Source organism: Photobacterium nomapromontoriensis, assembly GCF_050336815.1.
Classification (GTDB): domain Bacteria; phylum Pseudomonadota; class Gammaproteobacteria; order Enterobacterales; family Vibrionaceae; genus Photobacterium; species Photobacterium nomapromontoriensis.
Window position 1 is genome coordinate 132485 of sequence record NZ_JAKJSL010000021.1, and the last position, 23693, is coordinate 156177.

Genomic DNA, 23693 nt, shown 5'->3' on the forward strand with positions numbered 1-23693 from the left:
CGAGTAAGTCGAGCAAGCAGATAGGAGAAGTACCATGGCACTCTGGGGCGGACGGTTTAGTCAGGCAGCTGACACACGGTTCAAGCAATTCAATGACTCATTGCGTTTTGATTACCGTTTGGCGGAGCAAGATATCGTTGGCTCGATTGCCTGGTCAAAGGCTTTGCGGCAGGTGAATGTCCTGACCGATGAAGAGCAGCAGAAGCTTGAGCTGGCACTGAATGAACTCAAGTTGGCGGTGATGGAAGATCCGGCGCAAATCTTGTGTTCAGATGCTGAAGATATCCACAGTTGGGTTGAGCTGCAGTTAATTGGCAAAGTGGGCGATCTCGGCAAGAAATTGCACACTGGTCGCTCGCGTAATGATCAGGTCGCTACCGATTTGAAGCTCTGGTGTCATCAGCAGGGGCAGCAACTGTTACTGATGTTGGATCAACTGCAAATTCAGTTGACGTCAGTTGCCCGGCGCCATCAGGCGACGGTGCTACCGGGATATACCCACCTGCAGCGAGCCCAGCCTGTGACGTTTGCACACTGGTGTCTGGCCTATGTGGAAATGTTCGAGCGTGACTATTCGCGTCTCAACGATGCGCTTGCTCGATTGGATACCTGCCCGCTCGGCTCTGGGGCACTGGCGGGGACGGCTTATCCGATAGATCGTGAGAAGCTGGCCCATAGTCTGGGTTTTGAACGTGCAACGCGTAACAGCTTAGATTCGGTGTCGGATCGGGATCATGTCATGGAGCTGTTATCGACAGCATCTATCTCGATGCTACATCTATCTCGGATGGCAGAGGATCTGATCTTCTACAATTCAGGCGAATCTAATTTTATTGAATTGGCTGATACCGTGACATCCGGTTCATCACTGATGCCGCAGAAGAAAAACCCCGATGCGCTTGAGTTGATCCGGGGGAAATGTGGCCGGGTATATGGGGCGATGACGGGCATGATGATGACGGTCAAAGCATTACCGCTAGCCTATAACAAAGACATGCAGGAAGACAAAGAAGGGCTTTTTGACGCCCTTGATAGCTGGTATGAATGCATGGAAATGGCCGCATTATGTTTTGATGGGATCAAGGTTAATAAAGATCGCACCCTTGAAGCGGCGATGCAGGGCTATTCGAACGCAACGGAATTGGCTGATTATCTTGTCGCTAAGGGGATCCCCTTCCGAGAAGCGCATCATATTGTCGGGGTCGCGGTGGTCGCGGCCATCAACAAAGGCTGTGCGTTGGAAGCGTTATCATTGGCGGAGATGAAAGCATTCTCTGATGTCATAGAAGCTGATGTATACCCTATTCTGACGATAGAATCGTGCTTGGAAAAACGCTGTGCACTGGGTGGCGTTGCGCCTCATCAGGTTGATTATGCTATTGGTCAGGTCGAAAAACGGTTAGCAAAGCGCGATTCACCCAGGGTGAAGGTGCGAGGTGCCCGTTTGACCGATCTCGATGCGATTGAAGGCATGGTGGTTTACTGGGCCGGGCTGGGAGAAAACCTGCCACGAATGCGTAATGAATTGGTGCGAGATATAGGCTCTTTTGCCGTCGCGGAGCACCATGGCACTGTTACCGGATGTGCGTCATTGTATGTTTACGACTCTGGTTTAGCCGAAGTGCGTTCTTTGGGCGTAGAAGCCGGGTGGCAGCAGCAGGGGCAAGGTAAGGCCCTGGTCGATCACTTGCTCGAAAAAGCCAGTCAGATGGCGATTAAGAAAATTTTTGTGCTGACTCGAGTCCCCGAATTCTTTATGAAGCAGGGTTTTCTCCCAACCTCAAAGTCATTGTTACCGGAAAAGGTCATGAAGGACTGCGATCGCTGTCCACGGCAGCATGCTTGCGACGAGGTTGCGTTGGAGGTACGGTTGGATCAAGATCAGGTGATATCGACGATAAATGTCGCTTAATTGCTGACATATTATCATTAATATTGAAATTTCTGCTTATTGCCCGGTCATGATGACTGGGCTTTTTTATATTTGAGCTGTAGGGCACGCAGCCCGTGAGCGAGCAAGAGTAGGCTGCAACTACTGGCAGCAATGAACACGGTAATGGCCTCAATGGTTGCCGGTTGGCTGCGGTAGAAGATAGCCCAAACCAACCAGGCAATAGGGCTGGCAATGGCGAGTTGGATCGTACAGCGGCGGCATCGGCCCAGTTTTTGCCAGAAGACCGATGTAGTACAGGCGCGGCAACTCATAAGAGAATCCCCGAAAGGTGATAGCTGGAATAAAAAGAGAGTCAGTGTAGCAGTTTCGTTGGCGAACACATAAAAAGCCCTCATAAAGAGGGCTGTTCGTAGTGCAGGGAGAGTGGATATTAACAGCCTGGACCGCAGTCTAGGCAATGTTTGATAACTTCTGGGCCTAAGTGTAGTTTCGCATTGAGATCACGTAGTGCAGTACGTACCCCTTCTTCAATCACCGGATGGTAGAACGGCATATCCAGCATTTCAGAAATCGTCATTTTATTTTGGTGGGCCCAAGCAAGTAGATGTGCTAAGTGCTCAGCATTTGGCCCCATCATTTCTGCACCAAGGAAGCGGCCAGTACCTTGTTCACCGTATACATGCAGTAAACCTTTGTTACGTAGCATGACGCGTGAACGACCTTGGTTTTCAAATGACACTTCACCAATCGCGAAACAACCACATTGACCTAAGCGAGCTTCAATTTGTTTACGCGTTTCACCAACCATCGCAATTTGTGGGTCAGAGAATACCGCTGAAATTACCGAGCGACGCAGGCCAGCGCGAATATCAGGGAAGCGACCTGCGTTATCACCGGCAATACGCGCTTGGTCAGCCGCTTCATGCAACAGTGGAATTTGGTTACTGGCATCACCGGCAATGAAGATGCTCTTCACTGAGGTTTGTAGGGTGTGGTAATCCGCCGTTGGTACGCCACGCTCATCTAATTCAAGCGAGGTATTTTCAAGGGTTAGATTATCAACGTTAGGACGACGACCTGTTGCCGCGAGTACGTAATCAACCACGAACGTTTCTAATTCACCAGCCTGATTAACAAATTGGATCTCAACCTTGTCTGTACCCTCTAGACGTTTCATTGTTTCAACTTGAACGTCCGGATCAAGGTAGAATTCTTCCTGGAATGCCTTGGTTGCATAGGCCATTACGTCTGGATCGGTGAGCGGGCCCACTTGACCGCCTAGGCCGAATACTTTGACTTTCACACCTAAACGATGCAGTGCTTGGCCGATTTCAAGGCCGATAACACCGGGGCCAAATACCGCAACTGATTCGGGTAGGTCATCCCAATTGAAGACATCATCATTGACCACTAGGCGATCACCCAGTTCATTCCAGACACCTGGGTATGCAGGGCGAGATCCCGTTGCGATGACAATGCGTTGTGCGGTGATTTGAGTGTGATCATCCACCATCAGTGTGTGGTCATCGATAAATTTGGCATAGCCTGAAATTTTATCTCCGGCAGGGATCTCATCGACGCCTTCTAGCACAAAACCGACAAAACGGTCACGTTCGCGTTTGACTCGATCCATCACTTCACGGCCATTGATGATAATTTCACCTTGAGGATGAATACCAAAGGCAGGGGCTTTCTCAATTTGGTGGACGCTTTCTGCTGCTGCAATCAGTAGTTTTGACGGCATGCAACCCACACGGGCACAAGTGGTACCATAAGGGCCGCCTTCAATCATTACCACGCTATCAGTGTGTGATTTTGCAGCGCGGTACGCACCAAGGCCTGCTGTACCACCACCGATAACGGCTACATCAACGTTTAATTGCTTCATAATGCGTCTCGCTTTTGTTTCCAATCGACATGTCAATCGATCAGAAAGAATTCAATGTCATCAAAATCTAGATAAATAGAGACCCTTCGATAAGGATTGCTACTTATCTAGATTGGAATTGTATTTTTGAAGGGTGTCTCCCGAACCCGTCAGGGCCGGGAGACGATAGGCTTGAAATCTAGGGCTTGTCAGCCAACCTATCAGGCTAAGGGATTAGCCTAGGAATGCTTCTAGCTCTTCGCTACCACCGATGTGTTTACCACCGATGAAGACTTGAGGAACTGTTGTACGGCCAGAGATAGCACGCAAGCTTACTGTTGTTGCATCTTTACCTAGTACCACTTCTTCGTAGTTCAGACCTTTATCGATTAGGTTCTGTTTCGCTTTCATACAGAAAGGGCAACCAGGTTTAGTGAATACAGTGATTGATTCTTGTTCTTTGTGCTCTGGTGCAATGTAGTTAAGCATGGTATCTGCATCAGAGACTTTGAACGGGTCGCCTGGTACGTCTTCTTCAATGAACATTTTTTCAATGATGCCGTTTTTCACTAGCATGCTGTAACGCCATGAACGCTTGCCAAAACCTAGGTCGTTTTTATCAACCAGCATACCCATACCATCGGTGAATTCACCGTTACCATCTGGGATGAAGGTGATGTTTTCAGCTTCTTGATCTGCTTTCCATGCATTCATCACGAAGGTGTCGTTTACTGATACACATAGAATGTCATCAACGCCATTCTCTTTAAATACAGAGTAAAGCTCGTTGTAGCGAGGCAGGTGGCTTGATGAACACGTTGGTGTAAAGGCACCGGGTAAGCTAAATACGATGACTGTTTTATTTTTAAATAGTTCGTCAGTGGTTACGTTAACCCATGCATCGCCTTGACGAGTTGGGAAGGTAACTTGTGGGATAGCTTGGCCTTCTTTAGATACCATCATAATATTTTCCTTTCATGTTCGAATGTTTATTTGGTTTTTTAGCAACCGGAGCTTAATACGTCTTGCTCCCTGTTGATGTGATGATTATGTGATTTCTGGCTTGATAGTTCTAATCGTTTGCTGCTATGGTTTTGATAGTTTTTATCTATCAAAGTGGTTTGCGATGAACATCCGAGATCTTGAATATTTAGTAGCCCTGTCGGAACACAACCATTTTAGGAAGGCCGCCGAAGCCTGTTTTGTCAGTCAACCGACACTCAGTGGCCAGATCCGTAAGCTGGAAGATGAGTTGGGTGTGACGCTATTGGAGCGCACCAGTCGCAAAGTTTTGTTTACTGATGCGGGGCTGAGCTTGGTGGATCAAGCGAAGAAGGTTTTGAGAGAAGTGAGAATCTTGACCGAGCTAGCCAGTCAGCAGGGCGGCAGTATGACCGGGCCTTTGCATATCGGCTTTATCCCTACCGTTGGCCCTTATCTGCTACCACACATTATTCCTCAGATTAAAGCGAAGTTTCCTGATCTGGAATTATTCCTGCACGAAGCCCAGACTCACCAGTTGGTTAATGATCTTGAAGAAGGGAAACTCGACTGCATTATTTTAGCCGCGGTAAAAGAGAGCGAAGTGTTTATTGAGTTACCACTCTATCATGAGCCGATGGTTTTGGCGGTGCCGGCGGATCATCCGTGGGCAGAGCTTGATTCACTGGCAATGGATCAATTGCGCGGTCAGACACTCTTGATGCTAGGAGACGGGCACTGTTTGAGGGATCAGGCGATGGGATTCTGTTTTGCCGCTGGTGCCGCCGAAGATGGCAGCTTTAAGGCGACCAGTTTGGAGACGTTGCGTAATATGGTTGCAGCGGGTAGTGGTATTACTTTATTGCCACAACTTGCGACGCCAAAAGATAGGGTACGTGATGGGGTGTGCTATATCAAAGCGGAAGATCCCGTGCCAAGCCGTTTGATCACGCTGGCCTACCGACCTGGTTCGCCACTGAAGGGGCGTTATGAAATGTTAGCGCAGCTGATCACTGATTATTTAGACGCGCATTTTGAGCCAAGCAGAGCGCTATGATGTGCACGACGCTGTCGATATGAGAAGCTATCGATATAAAAAAGAGCGCTCCAGAGCGCTCTTTTCGTTGATGGGGTTATCTGCTGTGATTAAAACAATTCGTCGGAACTGTCTGACGAGAAAATCCCCTCGCTACCTCGATCGCTCACCGTTTCTGTTGGCTCGGTACCTTGCTCGAAATACTCAAACATTGAGCTGGAATCAGTACGGTTGCTTAACTTACCCGTATCACGGTCAATCCGTACCTGCACAATATTGTCTGGCAACTGCTTACGCTGGACAGGCACATCTTCCAAGGCTTTTTGCATGAATTCAATCCAGGCTGGCTGGGCTGTTTTTGCCCCCGCTTCCCCGCCTGAAATTTGATCTTTGCCAAGGTTATTATTCCAAGCCGCTTTACCCAGTTCTCGGCTGTGATCATCAAAGCCGACCCAGGAGATCGCGACAATGCCTGGACCAAAACCGGAGTACCATGCATCTTTCGAGTTATTAGTGGTCCCTGTTTTACCGCCGATATCACGGCGTTTGAGTACCTGCCCGCGCCAGCCAGTGCCATTCCAGCCAGTACCATGACGCCAGTCACCACCGCCCCAGATGTTACTCTCTAGCATTTCTCTGACCAGGAAGGCATTTTGCTCGGTAATAACCTGTGGTGCATAGTGAACTGTTGGCGGTGTGTTGCCCGTACTGCTTGTACCGAGTGATTGTTCACTAATGGCAATGTCATCCAATGCTGAATTATTTGACATCGTGCTGTTGCCTTTTGCCTGCTGCTCATGCTGACATTCGCTGTTGCAGACAATACTTGGATTGGCCTGATAAACCAGATGCCCATAAGGGTCTTCAACACGTTCAATGAAAAACGGTTCTACATAGTAGCCACCGTTGGCAAAGACGGCAAAGCCCTGAGCCATTTCGATGGGGGTCAAACTACCCGCACCTAAGGCAAGAGGTTCAGCGCGTGGCAGATCCTTTTTCTTAAAACCAAAGCGGGTCAGATAGTTGATGGTTTCATCCAAACCGACATCCTGAAGAACCCGTACCGCCATGACATTTTTCGACTGGGCAAGACCAAGACGTAAACGTGTCGGACCATTGTAGGTTGGTGGTGAGTTTTTAGGACGCCAAGCGGTGCCCATACTTTGATCCCAGCGGTTGATCGGGGCATCGTTAACCAAAGTTGCCAACGTCATACCGTTATCGAGAGCGGCCGAATAGATAAATGGTTTGATACTGGAGCCGACTTGACGGATAGACTGTGTCGCTCGGTTAAATTTACTGTGGACGAAGTTGAAACCACCCACCATCGCCTTAACAGCACCATTTTCCGGAGAGAGCGCGACAAAGGCGGTATTGGCATCCGGTACTTGACTTAATACCCATTTTTCATCTTTGTGTTGCACCCAAATTTGCTGACCAGCCGTTAATATATCTTTGGCGGCAGTCGGTGCCGGCCCCTGACGGGTATCCGAGATAAATTTACGAGCCCATTTCATGCCATCCCACGCAATAGTGTGTTGCTGACCATCTTTGGCGATCATGGTGGCCGATTTCCTGTCAACCTGAGTCACAACAGCGGGCAACAGTTTGCCATAGCTTGGCTGTTTATCGAGATGTTCATTGATATGGGCGGCAGACCAAGCAGGTTGTCCCTTTTTCCATAAGGTTTCGACTGCACCACGGAAACCATGGCGTTGGTCATAGTTTAATAAGTTATCGACAGCGGCCTGTTGGGCCGCTTCCTGCATTTTCGAATCGACGGTGGTGTAGATGCGCATGCCTGATGTATAGGCTGCCTCGCCATAGCGTTCGACCATCCAAGCGCGTGCCTGCTCAGCAAAGTACGGTGCACTTAACTCAATTTCAGCACCATGGTATCGGGCAACAATCGTTTCAGCTTTCGCTTGGTCGAACTCTGCTTGCGTAATGTAGCCTTCTGTCAGCATTCGACCCAGTACGACATTACGGCGTGTTGTCGCGCGATCTATTGAGTAGATCGGATTCATTGTCGAGGGAGCTTTAGGGAGACCAGCGATCACGGCAATTTCACTGAGTGTTAGCTGGCTGACATCTTTACCAAAATAGACTTGTGCTGCAGCGCCGACACCATATGAACGGTAGCCGAGGTAAATTTTATTGAGGTATAGCTGCAGAATTTCATCTTTAGTCAGCAGTTGCTCAATATGAATGGCGATAAAAATTTCTTTTACTTTACGCATGATCTTCTTCTCGTTAGAGAGGAAGAAGTTACGTGCTAGCTGTTGGGTGATCGTACTGGCCCCTTGTCTTGCTGAGCCTGATGTGGCGACAACAAAAGCGGCTCGAGCGATCCCAATCGGGTCGATACCGGGATGGTCATAATAACGACTATCTTCGGTGGCAATGATCGCATTGATCATCTGCTGCGGGATTTCATCTAGGGACAGAGGGATCCGGCGTTTTTCACCAAATTGAGAGATCAGTTTGCCATCGGCACTGAAAACTTGCATCGGTGTTTGTAATTCAACATTTTGCAATGTAGCCACATCTGGGAGTTCAGGTTTTACATAAAGGTAAAAACCAAAAATTGTGGTGACTCCAAGAATTGTGCAAATCAATGCAAAGATGAGTAGTCGCTTTATGAACTTCACTTGAGATTTCCCGTTACACCAACATTCCAACGTTCAATATATTTCAACCAATAGTATAAAGGTAACTTCAGGAAAATTAACGCTATAACCTGGTGCTTGATTTAAATAATTAGTTTGCTTTTCCGTCTAAAGGGAGCATAGCACGGTATGTTTCGGAACCCACTAATAATTGGGATAGATATTGGTCACTACAGTATCAAAGCAGTGGTCTTACGCCAGAAAAAGTCGAGCTTAGAGCTTGCTGCTTTTACTGAGGTTGTGCTGCCTGCTGCGGTGGTCAACGAGCAGCATAGCGTGAATGCTCCTGCTTTGTTGTCAGCTATGCGTAAATTAAAAAAAAACCTTCCTTTAGGCGCCAAAAATGTAGTGCTAGCGCTGCCAGACAGCGCCGTGATCAGCAAGGTTATCCAGCTCGATAGTCACCTCAGTGATGATGAAGCCGTTTTTGCTGTTGAGCAGGCAATGAGTGCGGCGTCACCTTTCCCGGTTGAGGATTTGCGCATCGACTTTTTCCCTTTGGCGTCAGAAACCTTTTCAGAGCCCGCCCAGACCCAGCCTTATCAGGTTTTTGCTGCTCGCCGAGAGACGGTTGATAGCCGCGTTGAAGCGGTACGCAAGGCTAGGCTGCAACCACAGGTGGTCGAGTTACAGACTCATGGTTTACTGTGGTTAGAGGCTTATTTGGCAGAGCAGCTTAGTGTCGAAGGGCATTGGGGGGTGGTTGATATCGGTAAATGCTTAACGGCCTTTTGCGTTCGACCGTCTGGTGGGGTGGCGTATCACCGAGAGCTGGCTTTTGGTTGCCAGAACCTTACCAGAGGAGAGAACCCGGATGAATCGGAAGCGCAAATTGTTGCAATATCGCCAGATCAGATGGAGCAATTTACCAAGCAGTTAGTTGATAACCTGAAAAGACAATTACAGCTTTATAACTCAACCCACCCTCGAGCTACGTTACAGGGGATTTGGCTTTGTGGTGGCGGACAGAATGCGGTGGTGGTTGAGATGCTGGAGCGGATGCTGGAGATAGACGTTCGTTGGATGCATCCACTAGCCTCTTTCAATCGCGCCCATAAGATGGATGTTGCAGTGGAGCAAGGTAGTTTTGGTCAGTATGCCGTTGCGGCTGGCCTAGCGCTTCGTGGGGGTACGCAGTTGTGATAGCCAAGCTTAATTTATTGCCATGGCGAGAAGAGCAGAAGAGGCGGCATAAGACGCGTTTTTTTAGTTTGCTTGCAGGTGCATCGGTATGTGCGCTATTAGGCGTTTGGTTAGCGGGTAGCTTGTTGATTCGACAGCAAGAGATCCAGCTTAGTAGGAATAACCAGCTTAAGCAGGAAATTACAGTACTGGAGCAGCGTCTTTCTCTGTTGCCAGAGCTGGACCGCCAACGTGATGCGCTGATACAGCGACTGGATGTGATCACCAATATTCAGAAAGGCCGAAATCACATAACCCGTTTATTGAGCCTGTTACCCGGGGTCGTTCCCCAAGGCGTATACCTTGATGATATTTCAATGAAAGGCAGCCATGTTAGGCTGAATGGCGTGGGTGACTCTAACGGCCGACTGGCTACTTTGCTTTCAAATGGTGAGCAGTCGGAATGGATCAGCAATGTCAGTATGCATTCAATTGTGGTGACAAAAGATAAACCGCGGGAGCAGACCCAGTTTAAGGCGTCTTTTTCTTTACTCTCTCCTGAATCAGTGGTGGCAAAAGGTTCGCAGCACCAAGGAGGTGACGGCGATGAGTGATGGTAGAAAATCGATCAGTGACTGGAAAGATCTGGAGCTGGATGAAATAACGGAATGGCCTGTTCTAGCGCAATTATTGGTCGCGCTAATACTGGCAGGCATGATTGCCGCCATAGGAAACTGGTATTGGCTATCGCCAATACAAGATGATCTGGCACGGGTGAAACAGACTGAACAGGAACTCCGTCAGCAGTTGATTCGGCGCTCGAATCAGGTGGCAGCGCTTCCTGTTGTTAAACTGCAAGTTGAAGAGCTGCAAGACCGTTATCAATATGTGATTGAGCAGCTGCCAGAAGAAGAAGAGTTGGCGAGTTTACTGGCCGATGTGAATGATATTGGGGTACGTAATGGATTAGCTTTTCAGCGTATTGAATGGGCCAATAGTATTGATCATCCGTTATACGTTGAATTGCCCATCAGTATTGAGTTAACAGGTAAATACCAAGATATCGGTAACTTTTCTGCCGATATAGCCAGTCTATCCCGCATTGTGTCACTCAATGATATTGATTTAAAACGAACCGATAATAAAACAGAGCAGTTATCACTCAAAGTATCAGCGACGACCTATCGGTTTAAGGCGTCCGAAAGATCTGATAAGGGGGATAAATGAGAAAATTATCGCTTATCGGTTTCACTGTGATGATGAGTTTAGTCGGGTGTAAGGCCAATGATGATTCTATTTCTCAGTTCATTGCACAATCCCGTCAGCAGGCCGAAGCCAAGGTTGAGCCATTAGCTGAGCCGTCAGAGTTTGTCGCAGAGGCGTTTGTGATGACAAGCACCCGAGTTCCGTTCTTGCGACCTCGACCCGAGCTCGGTCAGCCGCTTGATGATTTCAAGCAAGCGTGTTGGCAACCTGAATCCCGCAGTTATCGTTCACCATTGGAAAACTTCCCACTGGAACAGCTCAGTATGCGAGGTGTGATGGGGGATAATAATCAGCTTTGGGCTTTGGTCTATACCCCGGAAGGAAAGTTGGCCAAGGTGAGAGAAGGGCATTATCTAGGGCTTAATCATGGGAAAATTCTAAAGGTTAGTCCGAAAGGTGTTGATATAGAAGAAATTTTGCCAGATGGCGAAGGTTGTTGGTTGAAACGGCCAATGAAACTTACGTTGGTTAAGCAAGATAAAGCCGTTTAGGAAGAGACGAAAATTATGGCAAGGAAAGCAACGCAATATAATGATCGACAGTGGTTTTGGAGAGTCGGTGTCAGCTGGCTAATACTATTGACTTTGATCGTCGTCCCTTCGACTTTCGCGGCGACGGCTAATCAGGTAAAAGGGCTTGATTTTACTCGTAGCAGTGATGAAAGCGGGGTGTTAAAGGTTGAGCTGGAAAATTCACGATCCGTGGTCGATATGCGTCGCTCGGGTAAGCAGCTATATGTTGAGTTACACGAGACTCAGATCCCGGATGATATGCTTTATGTGCTCGACGTAAAAGATTTTGCTACGCGCGTGGATACGATTGAAACCTTTCGTACTGAACGCGGGGTTCGCTTGGTCTTAACCATGAACGGCGCATATAAATATGACTATTCTTCTGAGGGTAAAGTGCTGTCAGTGACGGTTGATAATATTGCCACTGAAGTAGCGGCTGCCGCTCAGTCATCGGAAATCAGTTATAACAGTAAACCCATCTCAATTAATTTCCAGGATGTACCCGTACGAAATGTTCTTCAGCTTATTGCCGAATATAATGATTTCAACTTGGTCGTATCGGATTCAGTAAAAGGGAATTTAACCTTGCGCCTTGATGATGTGCCATGGCAGCAAGTGCTTGATATAATATTAAAATCTAAAGATTTGGATAAACGCGAGCAGGGTTCGGTCGTGATGATTGCGCCTAAAGCAGAATTGGCTGCCAGCGAACAACAAGTACTGGAAGCGAAACGAAAAGAGGCCGAGTTGGCTTCCCTGAGTTCGGAGATCATCCAGATTAATTACGCGAAGGCAAATGAACTGGGTGAGTTGTTGCAGGGGGATGAAGACGGCGTTGGCATGTTATCTGAGCGTGGATCCTTGCATATTGATGAGCGAACCAACGCATTGATAGTCAATGATCTTCCAGAGAACCTGGAGAGTATCCGCGATATTATCAGCGCGTTGGATATTCCGGTAAAACAGGTCCAGATTGAAGCTCGAATAGTCACTGTGAATGAAGGGGATATGGACGAGCTTGGTGTTCGTTGGGGGTTGTTGAGTGCCAGTGGTGATACAACCGTGGGGGGATCAATTGAAACAAATCTCGACTCGGTCGGTATGCTTGCGGATGAGTCGACAGTGGATGACTTTTTGAATGTTAACTTAGCGGCTGGCGCAGGGGCGTCGAGTATTGCTTTCCAAGTGGCTAAAATTGGCGATATTTTACTCGACTTAGAACTGTCTGCTTTACAGACAGAAAATAAAGCTGAGATCATTTCTAGTCCTCGGTTAATGACGCTGAACAAGAAAATGGCCTATATTGAACAGGGAACGGAGATCCCCTATTTAGAATCGTCATCCAGTGGGGCGGTATCGGTGGGCTTTAAGAAGGCGGTCTTGAGCCTGATGGTAACGCCACAAATTACTCCTGATGGTAAGTTAGTGCTTGATTTGGTGGTTACCCAGGATCGAAAAGGAGAAGTGGTCCAGACCGGGACTGGCGAAGCGGTATCGATTGAAACTCAACGTATCGGTACTCAGGTTCTGGTGGAAAATGGTGAGACGGTGGTACTGGGTGGAATTTATCAGAATTCAGTACATAAGAACGTCCGACAGGTGCCAGTGCTTGGTGATTTACCAGTACTAGGGGCACTGTTTAGGCATAAAAAAGAAGAGTTGGCTAAGCGGGAGTTGTTGATTTTTGTAACGCCGAAAATTGTCTACCAGTAACGGTGATTACTAGCGATTAGGGGGAATTAGCGATAGCTAATTCCCCTCTACGTGAAGAAATACCCTTCCAGCTATTGCCAAAGGCAGTCTTGTCCTGAGATAATTTTCGGTCTTATCACGCATTAAATGTGAGGAAGTTGGCGCCTCGGGCTTGTTTATCGAAGCCTGCGGGCGGTGTCGTTATATTAACCGCGCGTAAATTTGCTAAAATGGCTGAAAAACGAAATATTTTCCTGGTCGGCCCGATGGGTGCCGGCAAAAGTACTATTGGTAGACATCTTGCACAGCAACTGCATATGGAATTCTTCGACTCAGATACTGAGATTGAAGAGCGTACAGGTGCAGACATTGGCTGGGTATTTGATGTTGAAGGTGAAGCGGGTTTCCGTATCCGCGAAGAAGGCGTTATTGACGATCTGACTCAACAGCAAGGTATTGTGCTGGCGACAGGTGGTGGTTCAGTGATCAGCAAAGAAAGCCGTAATCGTCTTTCTGCTCGGGGTATCGTTGTGTATCTTGAGACAACCATCGAGAAGCAGCTGGCACGAACTCAACGCGATAAAAAGCGTCCTTTACTACAGACTGATACGCCTCGTGATGTACTAGAAGCACTTGCTGATGAGCGTAATCCTTTGTATGAAGAAGTCGCAGATTATGTTGTGCGCACTGATGATCAGAGTGCCAAGGTTGTGGCTAACCAAATCATCAGCATGCTTGAAGAGCGTTAATTAAAAAGAGAGAGCGGGCCATGGAACGGATCAACGTCAACCTCGGGGACAGAAGTTACCCAATCTCAATTGGCGCCGAGTTATTTACTAACCCGGCGCTATTCACCTCTGTGATCTCTGCAACTCGACGTGTTGTGGTGATCAGCAATGACACCGTCGCGCCATTGTATGCCGAGCAAGTGATGGGAACGCTTCGTTCTCTAGCTTGCGAGGTGGCATTGTTGGTCCTGCCTGATGGTGAGCAATACAAAACACTTGATACCTTTAATCAAATTATGACGTACCTACTGGAAGGCAACTATGGCCGCGATACGGTAATCGTTGCGTTAGGCGGGGGCGTAATTGGTGACGTGGTGGGCTTTGCGGCCGCTTGTTTTCAGCGAGGGGTTGATTTCATTCAGGTTCCAACTACGTTGTTATCGCAGGTAGATTCGTCTGTCGGCGGCAAAACAGCCGTCAATCACCCACTTGGTAAAAACATGGTGGGGGCTTTCTATCAGCCCAAAGCAGTGATCATTGATAATACTTGCCTCAACACCTTACCTGCACGTGAGTTTGCGGCAGGGATGGCCGAGGTGATCAAATACGGCATTATAGCTGACCGTCAGTTTTTTGAGTGGCTTGAGCTTAATGTGGCTAAATTACAGGCGCTAAATAGTGATGCATTGAATTATGCCATCAGTCGCTGTTGCCAGATTAAAGCCGATGTTGTGGCGGCGGATGAAAAGGAATCCGGCGTGCGAGCCTTGCTTAACCTTGGGCATACGTTCGGTCATGCGATTGAGGCTGAAATGGGCTATGGAAATTGGTTACATGGTGAAGCCGTTGCTGCTGGTACGGTGCAGGCCGCCCGTTGTGCGCAGTTTATGGGATTGATTGAGGCAACAGATGTTGAACGTATTATTCGTTTACTTAAGTTGTCCAACCTCCCCGTCCAAGGGCCTGCCGAGATGGATTTTGATGCCTACCTGAAACACATGATGCGCGACAAAAAAGTATTGTCTGGACAGTTGCGACTTATTTTACCAACAGCGATTGGATGTGCAGAGGTTGTCGCGGGTGTGCCTGAGGCGACGTTACGACGTGCAATTTCAGCATAATACTGTAGGCGTTCATGGGTACTGACACTCATCTTCATGCTCTGGAACTTGAATCCCAAATTCAGTTGTTATCACGTCTTCAGTTTCTTACCCGTTTTAGTTCCAATCTTATTCAGATAACTGGCGTCGAGGGGGCGGGTAAGACTTGGCTTTCCCAGCGTTATCTTGAACGTTGGGCCGGATCGGGCCAGCAGGCTTTGCTGCTGTGTCATCCGAACCAAAGCGACAGTCAGCACCGTGCTTTTATTCTCCAGCAGTTAGCCCCCAGAGCGGTGTTTAATGAGCAAGATCCGATTCAACAGAGTATCGAGCGAATGCTGGGTTCCTATTCGGTTAATGCGCTTATTGTGGTTGATGACGCCCATCTTCTCAGTCCGATAGTACTTGCTGAACTGTGGGCATTAGTCCAGCACGCTCGCAATACGTCAGGATGGCAGATTAATGTGTTGCTTTTTAGCCATACAGGTCGATTGGATAAATTCCTTCGCCAGATTGCTCATGGTCAGGGGGCTGCGCCGCTGGAGTTAGAAATTAGCGAACTGACAGAGCATGAAGCGCAAACATTCATAGAAAAGAGAGTGATGGATAAACCGCTTGATGCGAAGGCCCGGCGGTGGATACGAGAGCAGGCAATAGACTGTACGCCGTTACCGGGCGCGTTGGTTAAATTGGAGTGTGGGGAACATAAGGATATGGCTGATAATATATCGCGCCGACCAGCATCAGTGATGGTGTTGGCGATACTGGTTGTATTGATAATAGGTGCAATTGCTTGGTGGTTTATACCACTGACATCCAACCCGCTCAATAATGAGCGGGAAATGTCGACCGCATTAAATGATAGCGCGGTACCCGATACTCAGACGTTAGTTGAACAAGCGATTGGTGATGTATCGCAGGCAGTGGATGACCCGAACGAGAGCGAAACACTCTTAACGACGGATACCGCTCAGGATGATAGCCATAGTTTGCCCCCCGAGGTGTCTCTGGAGGGACTGACTGTCGGGCGCAGTGATGACAATCCGCGAGTGGTGGTGCCCTCGACGGTTGTTGATGCGATGATCGATGAACAAGAGTTGGGCGGAACGGGTGAACAGGCCGTTGCTCAGCAGATTGGTGAACCTGAAGGTATCGCTGAAGCTCACTCAGCCACAGCATCGGAACCTGCAATGCTAGTGGTTGATGATGGTGATGACGTTGCTGCTCCCTCTGTGACTCCCGTTACCCCCGAGAGCACAGCTGTTAATAAGATCGTAGAAGCGGCGTTAAGTCCGATGCCTGAACCAGAACAGGCCACAACGTCCACTGTTGAGCTCGGCGCGGGGTTGCGAGAGATCCCAGCTCAACACTATGCGTTGCAACTGGCTGCAATGAAATCCTTGACGGCGGCCAATGAGTTTATTGATGAGTATCAGATCGCGACGCACGCTACGGTGTATCAAACCCGGCGTAACGGCGAACCATGGTTCATCATTGTGACCGGGAACTATAAGAATGTGCTTGCTGCCCGAAAAGCAGAACCACGTCTTCCCGCGCGGTTGCAGGCATTGCAGCCTTGGGTAAAATCGTATCAGCAGATCCACCGGGAAATGAATCGAGCAAAATAACCACCTTATCGTAGATATATTTCCCTGTTAACGGTATCAGGAACGGTATGAAAGGGTGTATAATCCGCCACCTTTCGTTACAACGTAGGTATTGGTGGTCAGCTGAATGAAAAAGCATCGTGCATTTCTGAAATGGGCTGGGGGGAAGTATTCTCTGGTTGAGGAAATTGAACGCCATCTGCCACCTGCGCGTAAATTGGTTGAGCCTTTTGTCGGGGCGGGTTCGGTTTTTCTCAATACTGATTTCGAACAGTACTTACTGGCCGATATCAATCCGGACTTGATTAACCTTTATAATATTCTTAAAGAGCAGCCAGAACAGTACATCAAGGATGTACGAGAGTTGTTCACGCCGGCCTACAACCGCAAAGAAGAATATTTAAAAATTCGCGAAGCCTTCAATAATACTGACGATCCGTATCAACGTTCATTGTATTTCTTATACATGAATCGTCATGGTTTTAATGGATTATGCCGTTATAACAAGAAAGGTGGCTTTAACGTGCCTTTCGGTTCCTACAAAAAGCCGTATTTCCCGGAAGCTGAGATGTACTTCTTTGCCGAGAAAGCCAAGCGTGCCACTTTTGTTTGTGAAGGTTACCAGCAAACATTTTCTCGTGCCCGTAAAGGGTGTGTGATTTATTGCGATCCACCTTATGCCCCGTTATCGAGTACGGCTAACTTTACCTCTTATGCCGGTAATGGATTTAGCCTTGATGATCAAGCAGCATTGGCCGATGTGGCGGAACGGGCTGCACTTGAGCGGGATATTCCCGTCTTGATTTCTAACCATGATACGACGCTAACCCGTCGCTTATATCATGGTGCAGACTTGTCAGTAGTGAAGGTTAAACGTACGATCAGCCGTAATGGTAGTGGCCGCAATAAAGTGGATGAATTACTCGCACTATTCAAATCCCCGAACGCTTAAATCTTCTATATCGTATGCATGCGATGTTACGTGGCAGTCACCCATTGGCTGATTGCCACCAGTATCCCGACAAAGAGTGCGATCGCTATAATACCCACCACGATGTACGGTAGTGGTGTACGCTGACTGAAATCAATCTCCCGGTTACGTTCTGATTGCACTCCAAGAAGTGCCCCCGCAATACTCTTTATAACATTGGCTTTGGTGGTCGATGGTTTCTTCTGTTGCTCCATAACTGTCCCTCCGTGCTTCTTTGAATATAGTTCGATTCCATTTTCCCGGATGGTGTTATCACGGGTATGATAAATAAATCGATTAAGACATCGGATTTGGGATCGGGTAGAATTGCGCCGATTTCTGATACCGTTTTGGTAAATACCGTATAGAGGCTGAACATGAAGGACTTTTTGATCGCACCATCTATTCTATCTGCAGACTTTGCTCGCTTGGGTGAAGATGTTGAGAAAGTATTGGCTGCCGGTGCCGATGTTGTGCACTTTGATGTGATGGACAACCACTATGTCCCTAACCTGACATTTGGTGCACCAATCTGTCAGGCGCTACGTGACTACGGTATTACTGCGCCGATTGATGTTCACCTGATGGTGAAGCCAGTGGATCGTATTATTCCTGATTTCGCCAAGGCGGGCGCGACCATGATCACCGTGCATGCGGAGGCCTCAGAGCACCTTGATCGCACTCTGCAGCTGATCAAAGAGAATGGCTGTCAGGCTGGCGTCGTCTTTAATCCGGCAACACCGCTGCACTATTTGGATTACATCATGGACAAGGTTGACATGATCTTGTTGATGTCGGTCAACCCAGGGTTTGGTGGTCAATCATTTATTCCGACTACGCTGGATAAACTGCGTGAAGTACGCAAACGTATTGATGCATCAGGCCGCTCCATCCGTCTTGAAATTGATGGTGGGGTGAAGGTGGATAATATTCGCGAAATCGCCGCGGCGGGTGCAGATATGTTTGTCGCGGGCTCTGCGATTTTTAGTCAGCCTGACTACAAAGCCGTGATTGATGAGATGCGCGCTGAGCTGGCCAAGGTAGAGCGTTAAGATGATCCCATTTGACGGTATTAAGTTTATTGCATTTGATCTCGATGGTACGCTGTTAGACAGCGTACCCGATCTGGCTGATGCCGCAGATAAAGCCATGCGAGCATTGGGTCGTCCTGGGGTCACGATTGAGCAGGTCACCACTTGGATTGGTAATGGCGCTGATATTCTGATTGGTCGTGCCCTAAGTCAGAGCCAGACGATCGATCCCGAACTCGATCCTGCCGTGCACCGAGAGGCTCGCCAATTGTTTGATAGTTACTATGAAGCAGGGGGGCATCAGAAGAGCGATCTGTATCCAGAGGTTAAGGAAACGCTGGCGACATTCTATGGTGCTGGACTGCCAATGGCGATCGTCACCAATAAGCCAGCTCAATTTGTGCCACATCTACTGGCGCAACACGGTATTGCCGATTATTTTGTCGACGTGATTGGTGGCGATACCTTCCCGCTGAAAAAGCCGGATCCTTTCGCTCTCAACTGGTTGCTTGATAAGCATCAATTGTCAGCCTGTGAAATGTTGATGGTTGGCGATTCACGCAATGACATCTTGGCGGCGAAAGCCGCAGCATGTTATGTTGTTGGACTCACCTATGGCTACAACTATGGCCAGCCAATTAGTGCGAGTGATCCCGATATTGTGCTGGATCACTTTAGTCAATTGGTAGAAGTGGTTAAACTAGACAGCTAGTACGCTTGGCCTGTAGGCAAAGCGACAGTGTTGATATTCAGTCAGCGGCGAGATGCCGCTGCTTCGTTAAATGACAGAGGAAAATTCTCATCATGACTAAACCCATTGTATTAAGTGGCGTCCAGCCTTCAGGTGAATTAAGTATTGGTAACTATCTGGGTGCGCTGCGTCAGTGGGAACAGATGCAGGATGATTATGATTGCCAGTACTGTGTCGTTGATTTGCACGCAATTACCGTCCGTCAGGATCCGAAGGCTCTACATGAAGCGACGCTTGATGCATTAGCCATTTGTCTTGCTGTCGGAGTGGATCCGAAGAAGAGTAGTTTGTTTGTTCAGTCTCATGTTCCTGAGCACGCTCAGCTGGGCTGGTTACTGAACTGTTATACCCAGATGGGTGAACTGAGCCGTATGACTCAGTTTAAAGACAAATCTGCCCGTTATGCTAACGATGTGAATGCGGGGTTATTTGGTTACCCAGTGCTGATGGCTGCCGATATCCTATTGTACGGTGCGCATCAGGTGCCGGTAGGTAATGATCAAAAGCAGCATTTGGAATTGGCGCGAGATATCGCGACGCGTTTCAATAATTTGTATAGCCCAGAACAACCGATTTTTCAGGTCCCAGAACCTTACATTCCAACCGTGAATGCTCGAGTGATGAGCCTGCAAGATGCCACGAAGAAAATGTCGAAGTCGGATGATAACCGTAAAAACGTGATCACCCTGCTGGAAGATCCGAAGTCGATCATCAAGAAAATCAACAAAGCACAAACAGACGCTGAAACACCGCCGCGTATTGCTCATGATATTGAAAATAAAGCCGGTATCGCTAACTTGATGGGCTTGTACTCCGCGGCAACGGGTCTGTCTTTTGCGGAGATTGAAGCGCAGTATCACGGTGTTGAAATGTACGGTCCGTTCAAGAAGGATGTCGGTGAAGCATTGGTTGCTATGCTGGAGCCGATTCAGGCGGAATACCGCCGTATTCGCGAAGATCGTGCTTACATGGATAGTGTCATGAAAGCCGGTGCTGAAAAAGCCTCTTCGCGTGCAGCGATCACCTTGAAGCAGGCTTATGAAGCGGTGGGTTTTGTGGCGCGCCCATAACTGCCTGCTAAACAGCGAATGACAGAAACCGGCTGACAGGCCGGTTTTTTTTCGCCATCGCTTGCCTTTCTCTGGGCCTGTTGCAAAATAGCCGCTGTATTTTTCAGGGAGCGGCTGTATTTATGCTATTGATGATCGATAACTACGATTCGTTTACTTATAACCTTTATCAGTATTTTTGCGAGCTGGGCGCACAGGTGAAGGTCGTGCGTAATGATGAGATCGATATCGCGGCGATTGAGGCGTTAGCTCCTTCACATTTAGTGATTTCGCCTGGCCCTTGTACGCCCAACGAAGCAGGCATTTCTCTGGAGGCAATTCGTTATTTTGCCGGTAAGTTACCGATCTTGGGAGTGTGTCTAGGCCATCAATCGATTGCTCAGGTCTTTGGTGGTGAAGTGGTTCGAGCCCAAAAAGTGATGCATGGTAAGACCTCGCGGATAACGCATAATGACAGTAGTGTCTTTTCTGGTTTAAATAACCCATTGACGGTGACGCGTTATCATTCGTTGATCGTGAAAGAAGAGAGTTTGCCTGACTGTTTTGCGATCACGGCATGGACGGAGCGTGATGGGCAGCGTGATGAAATTATGGGGATCGCCCACAAAACACTGCCGATTGAAGGGGTGCAGTTTCATCCGGAAAGTATTCTGACTGAGCAGGGACACCGGTTATTGGCGAACTTCCTCCGCCGTCGTGTTTAATAATCCACTCTCATGATGGCAGGGGATAACGCTGCCATTTTTGTCTCTTGTTCCTTCCTTTCTGTTTTTTTTCCTGATGTCTTTTGGGTGTTATTACCCTGTCATTTTAGATCTCCGCCATAGGTTTTCTCCTCTCGTGATTGCAAGTTAAAGCCTGACAGATGAATACGCGCGACCAGCACTATATCAGCTATTTCATTCCTGATAGGAAAGAGACTCTTCCATGTTACGGTATTAATAAAATCCCATTATAAATGCATAACTATGTTCCCGGTGGGAGATTGGCTAATCAGTTGAGATCAATAAAATGATAATCAGCTATTGGCATTGGTTAATAATATGTAAATACTGTGTTTAGGCAGAAATAGAGAGAGGGATACGAGAATGGCAAAGGAACTCAAGGTTGATCGTCTGCTATTTGATGAAGTTATGGTACCTTGCTACGCCCCCATGCCGATCATTCCGGTCAGAGGGGATGGATCGCGGTTATGGGATCAGGACGGTCGTGAATATGTTGATTTTGCTGGTGGGATTGCGGTGAGCTGCCTTGGTCACTGTCATCCGTTGATGGTGAATGCCATCAAGGAGCAGGCTGAAAAGCTTTGGCATGTGAGTAATGTGATGACCAATGAGCCTGCGCTGCGACTGGCAAGGTTGCTTACTGACAATTGTTTTGCAGAAAAAGTTTTTTTTGCTAACTCCGGTGCAGAAGCCAATGAAGCCGCCTTGAAGCTTGCCCGCCGTTATGCCGCCGATACCTTTGGCGCAGAAAAATCTGAAATTATCGCCTTCCAGCAAGGATTCCATGGCCGGACCTTTTTCACGGTGACAGTGGGAGGTCAGCCTGCTTACTCAGATGGCTTTGGCCCTCGGCCGGGCGATATTACCCACCTGCCTTACAATGATCTGGATGCGCTGGCGAGTCACATCTCGGCACGTACCTGTGCGGTCATGATTGAGCCACTTCAGGGGGAAGGTGGCATTGTATCGCCAACGGCAGAGTTTATTCACGGTGTGCGCGAGCTGTGTAATCAGCACAATGTGTTGCTGATCTTTGATGAAGTACAGACCGGTAATGGCCGTACCGGCGATTTTTATGCTTATCAAGGGCTGGGAGTGATCCCCGATATCTTGAGTACGGCAAAATCGTTGGGTGGCGGTTTTCCCATTGGCGCGATGTTGACAACGACGGCACTGGCCGCGCATTTCAAAGTGGGCACCCATGGCTCGACTTATGGCGGCAATCCACTCGCGTGTGCCGTGGCAGAAGCGGTGATCAGCGAAGTGACAAAACCCGAGGTGTTAGCTGGAGTCACATTACGGGAAACGTGGTTTCGAGAGGCACTGGAAGCGATCAATGCCAAGTATTCGGTGTTTACCGAAATCCGGGGTAAAGGGCTATTACTCGGTGCAGCGCTTAATGACAAATGGCAGGGACGAGCGCGTGATATCCTGCTTGCAGCAGGCGATGAGGGGCTGCTAGTGCTAGTGGCTGGCCCTGATGTGGTGCGCTTTACGCCTTCGTTGGTGATCAGTAAGGCTGATGTCGATGACGGTATGGCTCGTCTGGAACGGGCTATCGCCAAGTTGTATGAAGAAGCCCATCATTAATTAGCTTATACAGCCAGTGTCGCGGGCTGCGCTCGCGGCGATGGCCTATGGAGGGAGAGCGATGCTGGTTATACGCCCAATTACCACCGCTGATCTACCGGCGCTGATGCAGTGTGCTCAAGAGTCAGGCTTCGGTTTTACATCACTTCCGGTTAACGAAGAGATCCTTGCCCGCAGGATCCTGCATTCCGAGGAGAGCTTTGCCAAGACAGTGACCGAGCCTGGTCTCGAAGGGTATTTGATGGTCGCGGAAGACAGTTCGACCGGTGAGATCGCCGGAACAACGGCGATTGAAGCCGCTATTGGCCTTGATGCGCCTTTTTATACTTACCATTTGAGCACGGTGGTGCATTCCTCCTGCCGCCTCAATGTCCATAATGTGGTAAAAGTGCTGACTTTTGGCAACGATTACACCGGAGCCAGTGAGCTTTGTACCCTATTCCTTAGACCAGAATGGCGGCAGGGGCTCAATGGCCGGCTGTTGTCCAAGTGCCGCTTTCTGATGATGGCCCAACATCCTGAACGTTTTGCGAAAACCGTGATTGCGGAGATGCGAGGGGTGTCTGATGAGGCAGGTAACTCGCCGTTTTGGGATTGGCTGAAGGCGCATTTCTTTTCGATTGATTTCACTCTGGCAGATTACTTGGCTGGGATTGGCAAAAAAGGCTTTATTGCTGATCTGATGCCCAAATTGCCAATTTATGTCAACTTACTCAGCCCGGAGGCGCAGGCTGTGATAGGAGAGGTACACGACAATACCCGCCCTGCGCTGCGCTTGCTGGAACATGAAGGATTCAGTTGCCGGGGATATGTCGATATTTTCGATGCCGGACCAACGGTTGAATGCGATGTTCGCAATATTGAATCAGTACGTCACTCTCAACTGTGCAAGGTCGTCATCGGTGAACCACTTCTCGGCACGCATTGTATAATTAGTAATACCTCATTTTGTCATTTTCGAGCGGTTGTCGGTAAGGTAGATATTATCAAGCAGAAGGCGGTGATTTCAGCCTCAATGGCCGCGCTCCTTCAGGTTCAGCATGGCGACGAGGTACGGTTGATCAGTCAATAAGGAGAGGAAT

22 protein-coding genes are annotated in these 23693 nt (G+C 48.5%); 17 read left to right on the top strand and 5 right to left on the bottom strand.

Features of this window, described 5'->3' with window-relative positions:
• The first annotated feature begins 34 nt into the window (after window positions 1–34).
• Entirely contained in the window at window positions 35–1912 is a 1878-nt protein-coding gene (argH, locus tag L4D12_RS07625) for an argininosuccinate lyase (RefSeq protein WP_428447226.1), read from the top strand.
• Window positions 1913–1959: 47 nt separating this feature from the next.
• Here argH and L4D12_RS07630 read toward each other — a convergent pair whose 3' ends face one another.
• From L4D12_RS07630 to L4D12_RS07640, 3 genes are all read right to left on the bottom strand, one after another.
• A complete protein-coding gene (locus L4D12_RS07630; RefSeq protein ID WP_428447227.1) occupies window positions 1960–2205 on the bottom strand; it encodes a DUF3624 domain-containing protein in 246 nt (81 codons plus the stop codon).
• A 119-nt stretch (window positions 2206–2324) separates the two neighbouring features.
• Complete coding sequence (locus L4D12_RS07635; RefSeq protein ID WP_428447228.1) at window positions 2325–3782, bottom strand: dihydrolipoyl dehydrogenase; 1458 nt, start codon at window positions 3780–3782, stop codon at window positions 2325–2327.
• 213 nt (window positions 3783–3995) lie between these two features.
• Window positions 3996–4724, bottom strand: a complete 729-nt coding sequence (locus tag L4D12_RS07640; protein ID WP_428447229.1) for a glutathione peroxidase — start codon at window positions 4722–4724, stop codon at window positions 3996–3998.
• A gap of 163 nt (window positions 4725–4887) precedes the next feature.
• On the opposite strand from L4D12_RS07640, the gene oxyR reads away from it, so the two are divergent.
• Window positions 4888–5799: a DNA-binding transcriptional regulator OxyR gene (oxyR, locus tag L4D12_RS07645; RefSeq protein WP_428447230.1), complete on the top strand. Its 912-nt coding sequence runs from the start codon at window positions 4888–4890 to the stop codon at window positions 5797–5799.
• Between the two features lie 89 nt (window positions 5800–5888).
• Here oxyR and L4D12_RS07650 read toward each other — a convergent pair whose 3' ends face one another.
• Window positions 5889–8429 carry a penicillin-binding protein 1A gene (locus L4D12_RS07650; protein WP_428447231.1) on the bottom strand — a complete coding sequence of 847 codons (2541 nt, stop codon included), beginning with the start codon at window positions 8427–8429 and terminating at the stop codon, window positions 5889–5891.
• Between the two features lie 147 nt (window positions 8430–8576).
• Here L4D12_RS07650 and pilM point away from each other — a divergent pair, with 147 nt between their 5' ends.
• From pilM to dam, 9 genes are all read left to right on the top strand, one after another.
• Complete coding sequence (pilM, locus tag L4D12_RS07655) at window positions 8577–9590, top strand: type IV pilus biogenesis protein PilM (protein ID WP_428447232.1); 1014 nt, start codon at window positions 8577–8579, stop codon at window positions 9588–9590.
• Complete coding sequence (locus tag L4D12_RS07660) at window positions 9587–10183, top strand: PilN domain-containing protein (RefSeq protein ID WP_428447233.1); 597 nt, start codon at window positions 9587–9589, stop codon at window positions 10181–10183. The genes pilM and L4D12_RS07660 overlap by 4 nt, the downstream gene beginning before the upstream one ends.
• Window positions 10176–10796, top strand: coding sequence for a type IV pilus inner membrane component PilO (locus L4D12_RS07665; RefSeq protein ID WP_428447234.1), 621 nt, complete (start codon window positions 10176–10178; stop codon window positions 10794–10796). The genes L4D12_RS07660 and L4D12_RS07665 overlap by 8 nt, the downstream gene beginning before the upstream one ends.
• Window positions 10793–11326 carry a pilus assembly protein PilP gene (locus L4D12_RS07670; RefSeq protein WP_428447235.1) on the top strand — a complete coding sequence of 178 codons (534 nt, stop codon included), beginning with the start codon at window positions 10793–10795 and terminating at the stop codon, window positions 11324–11326. Before L4D12_RS07665 ends, L4D12_RS07670 begins: the two co-directional genes overlap by 4 nt.
• Window positions 11327–11341: 15 nt before the next feature.
• Window positions 11342–13060: a type IV pilus secretin PilQ gene (locus L4D12_RS07675; protein ID WP_428447236.1), complete on the top strand. Its 1719-nt coding sequence runs from the start codon at window positions 11342–11344 to the stop codon at window positions 13058–13060.
• Window positions 13061–13269: 209 nt separating this feature from the next.
• Window positions 13270–13788: a shikimate kinase AroK gene (gene aroK / locus L4D12_RS07680; protein WP_428447300.1), complete on the top strand. Its 519-nt coding sequence runs from the start codon at window positions 13270–13272 to the stop codon at window positions 13786–13788.
• A 20-nt stretch (window positions 13789–13808) separates the two neighbouring features.
• The gene (aroB, locus tag L4D12_RS07685; protein WP_428447237.1) at window positions 13809–14888 is read left to right on the top strand and encodes a 3-dehydroquinate synthase; all 1080 of its coding nucleotides are present in this window, start codon (window positions 13809–13811) and stop codon (window positions 14886–14888) included.
• Window positions 14889–14902: 14 nt separating this feature from the next.
• Window positions 14903–16495, top strand: coding sequence for an AAA family ATPase (locus tag L4D12_RS07690; protein WP_428447238.1), 1593 nt, complete (start codon window positions 14903–14905; stop codon window positions 16493–16495).
• A gap of 106 nt (window positions 16496–16601) precedes the next feature.
• Window positions 16602–17426: an adenine-specific DNA-methyltransferase gene (gene dam / locus L4D12_RS07695; RefSeq protein ID WP_428447239.1), complete on the top strand. Its 825-nt coding sequence runs from the start codon at window positions 16602–16604 to the stop codon at window positions 17424–17426.
• A 26-nt stretch (window positions 17427–17452) separates the two neighbouring features.
• Here dam and L4D12_RS07700 read toward each other — a convergent pair whose 3' ends face one another.
• The gene (locus tag L4D12_RS07700; RefSeq protein WP_428447240.1) at window positions 17453–17659 is read right to left on the bottom strand and encodes a DUF2970 domain-containing protein; all 207 of its coding nucleotides are present in this window, start codon (window positions 17657–17659) and stop codon (window positions 17453–17455) included.
• 162 nt (window positions 17660–17821) lie between these two features.
• Between L4D12_RS07700 and rpe the strand changes: the two genes are divergently transcribed.
• From rpe to astA, 6 genes are all read left to right on the top strand, one after another.
• Window positions 17822–18496 carry a ribulose-phosphate 3-epimerase gene (gene rpe / locus L4D12_RS07705; RefSeq protein WP_428447241.1) on the top strand — a complete coding sequence of 225 codons (675 nt, stop codon included), beginning with the start codon at window positions 17822–17824 and terminating at the stop codon, window positions 18494–18496.
• A gap of 1 nt (window position 18497) precedes the next feature.
• Window positions 18498–19187 (top strand): phosphoglycolate phosphatase, encoded by a 690-nt coding sequence (locus L4D12_RS07710; RefSeq protein ID WP_428447242.1) that lies wholly within the window; start codon window positions 18498–18500, stop codon window positions 19185–19187.
• A 92-nt stretch (window positions 19188–19279) separates the two neighbouring features.
• On the top strand, window positions 19280–20296 hold the full coding sequence (gene trpS / locus L4D12_RS07715; RefSeq protein ID WP_428447243.1) for a tryptophan--tRNA ligase: 1017 nt from the start codon (window positions 19280–19282) through the stop codon (window positions 20294–20296).
• A 122-nt stretch (window positions 20297–20418) separates the two neighbouring features.
• Window positions 20419–21000 carry an aminodeoxychorismate/anthranilate synthase component II gene (locus L4D12_RS07720; protein ID WP_428447244.1) on the top strand — a complete coding sequence of 194 codons (582 nt, stop codon included), beginning with the start codon at window positions 20419–20421 and terminating at the stop codon, window positions 20998–21000.
• 384 nt (window positions 21001–21384) lie between these two features.
• On the top strand, window positions 21385–22611 hold the full coding sequence (locus tag L4D12_RS07725; RefSeq protein ID WP_428447245.1) for an aspartate aminotransferase family protein: 1227 nt from the start codon (window positions 21385–21387) through the stop codon (window positions 22609–22611).
• 61 nt (window positions 22612–22672) lie between these two features.
• The gene (gene astA, locus L4D12_RS07730) at window positions 22673–23683 is read left to right on the top strand and encodes an arginine N-succinyltransferase (RefSeq protein WP_428447246.1); all 1011 of its coding nucleotides are present in this window, start codon (window positions 22673–22675) and stop codon (window positions 23681–23683) included.
• Window positions 23684–23693: the final 10 nt, after the last annotated feature.

Bases quoted from the DNA above. Each gene is read 5' to 3' on its own strand.
- argH (WP_428447226.1), top strand. From the start codon at position 35: ATGGCACTCTGGGGCGGACGGTTTAGTCAGGCAGCTGACACACGGTTC.
- L4D12_RS07630 (WP_428447227.1), bottom strand. From the start codon at position 2,205: ATGAGTTGCCGCGCCTGTACTACATCGGTCTTCTGGCAAAAACTGGGC.
- L4D12_RS07635 (WP_428447228.1), bottom strand. From the start codon at position 3,782: ATGAAGCAATTAAACGTTGATGTAGCCGTTATCGGTGGTGGTACAGCA.
- L4D12_RS07640 (WP_428447229.1), bottom strand. From the start codon at position 4,724: ATGATGGTATCTAAAGAAGGCCAAGCTATCCCACAAGTTACCTTCCCA.
- oxyR (WP_428447230.1), top strand. From the start codon at position 4,888: ATGAACATCCGAGATCTTGAATATTTAGTAGCCCTGTCGGAACACAAC.
- pilM (WP_428447232.1), top strand. From the start codon at position 8,577: ATGTTTCGGAACCCACTAATAATTGGGATAGATATTGGTCACTACAGT.
- L4D12_RS07665 (WP_428447234.1), top strand. From the start codon at position 10,176: ATGAGTGATGGTAGAAAATCGATCAGTGACTGGAAAGATCTGGAGCTG.
- L4D12_RS07670 (WP_428447235.1), top strand. From the start codon at position 10,793: ATGAGAAAATTATCGCTTATCGGTTTCACTGTGATGATGAGTTTAGTC.
- L4D12_RS07675 (WP_428447236.1), top strand. From the start codon at position 11,342: ATGGCAAGGAAAGCAACGCAATATAATGATCGACAGTGGTTTTGGAGA.
- aroK (WP_428447300.1), top strand. From the start codon at position 13,270: ATGGCTGAAAAACGAAATATTTTCCTGGTCGGCCCGATGGGTGCCGGC.
- aroB (WP_428447237.1), top strand. From the start codon at position 13,809: ATGGAACGGATCAACGTCAACCTCGGGGACAGAAGTTACCCAATCTCA.
- L4D12_RS07690 (WP_428447238.1), top strand. From the start codon at position 14,903: ATGGGTACTGACACTCATCTTCATGCTCTGGAACTTGAATCCCAAATT.
- dam (WP_428447239.1), top strand. From the start codon at position 16,602: ATGAAAAAGCATCGTGCATTTCTGAAATGGGCTGGGGGGAAGTATTCT.
- L4D12_RS07700 (WP_428447240.1), bottom strand. From the start codon at position 17,659: ATGGAGCAACAGAAGAAACCATCGACCACCAAAGCCAATGTTATAAAG.
- rpe (WP_428447241.1), top strand. From the start codon at position 17,822: ATGAAGGACTTTTTGATCGCACCATCTATTCTATCTGCAGACTTTGCT.
- L4D12_RS07710 (WP_428447242.1), top strand. From the start codon at position 18,498: ATGATCCCATTTGACGGTATTAAGTTTATTGCATTTGATCTCGATGGT.
- trpS (WP_428447243.1), top strand. From the start codon at position 19,280: ATGACTAAACCCATTGTATTAAGTGGCGTCCAGCCTTCAGGTGAATTA.
- L4D12_RS07720 (WP_428447244.1), top strand. From the start codon at position 20,419: ATGCTATTGATGATCGATAACTACGATTCGTTTACTTATAACCTTTAT.
- L4D12_RS07725 (WP_428447245.1), top strand. From the start codon at position 21,385: ATGGCAAAGGAACTCAAGGTTGATCGTCTGCTATTTGATGAAGTTATG.
- astA (WP_428447246.1), top strand. From the start codon at position 22,673: ATGCTGGTTATACGCCCAATTACCACCGCTGATCTACCGGCGCTGATG.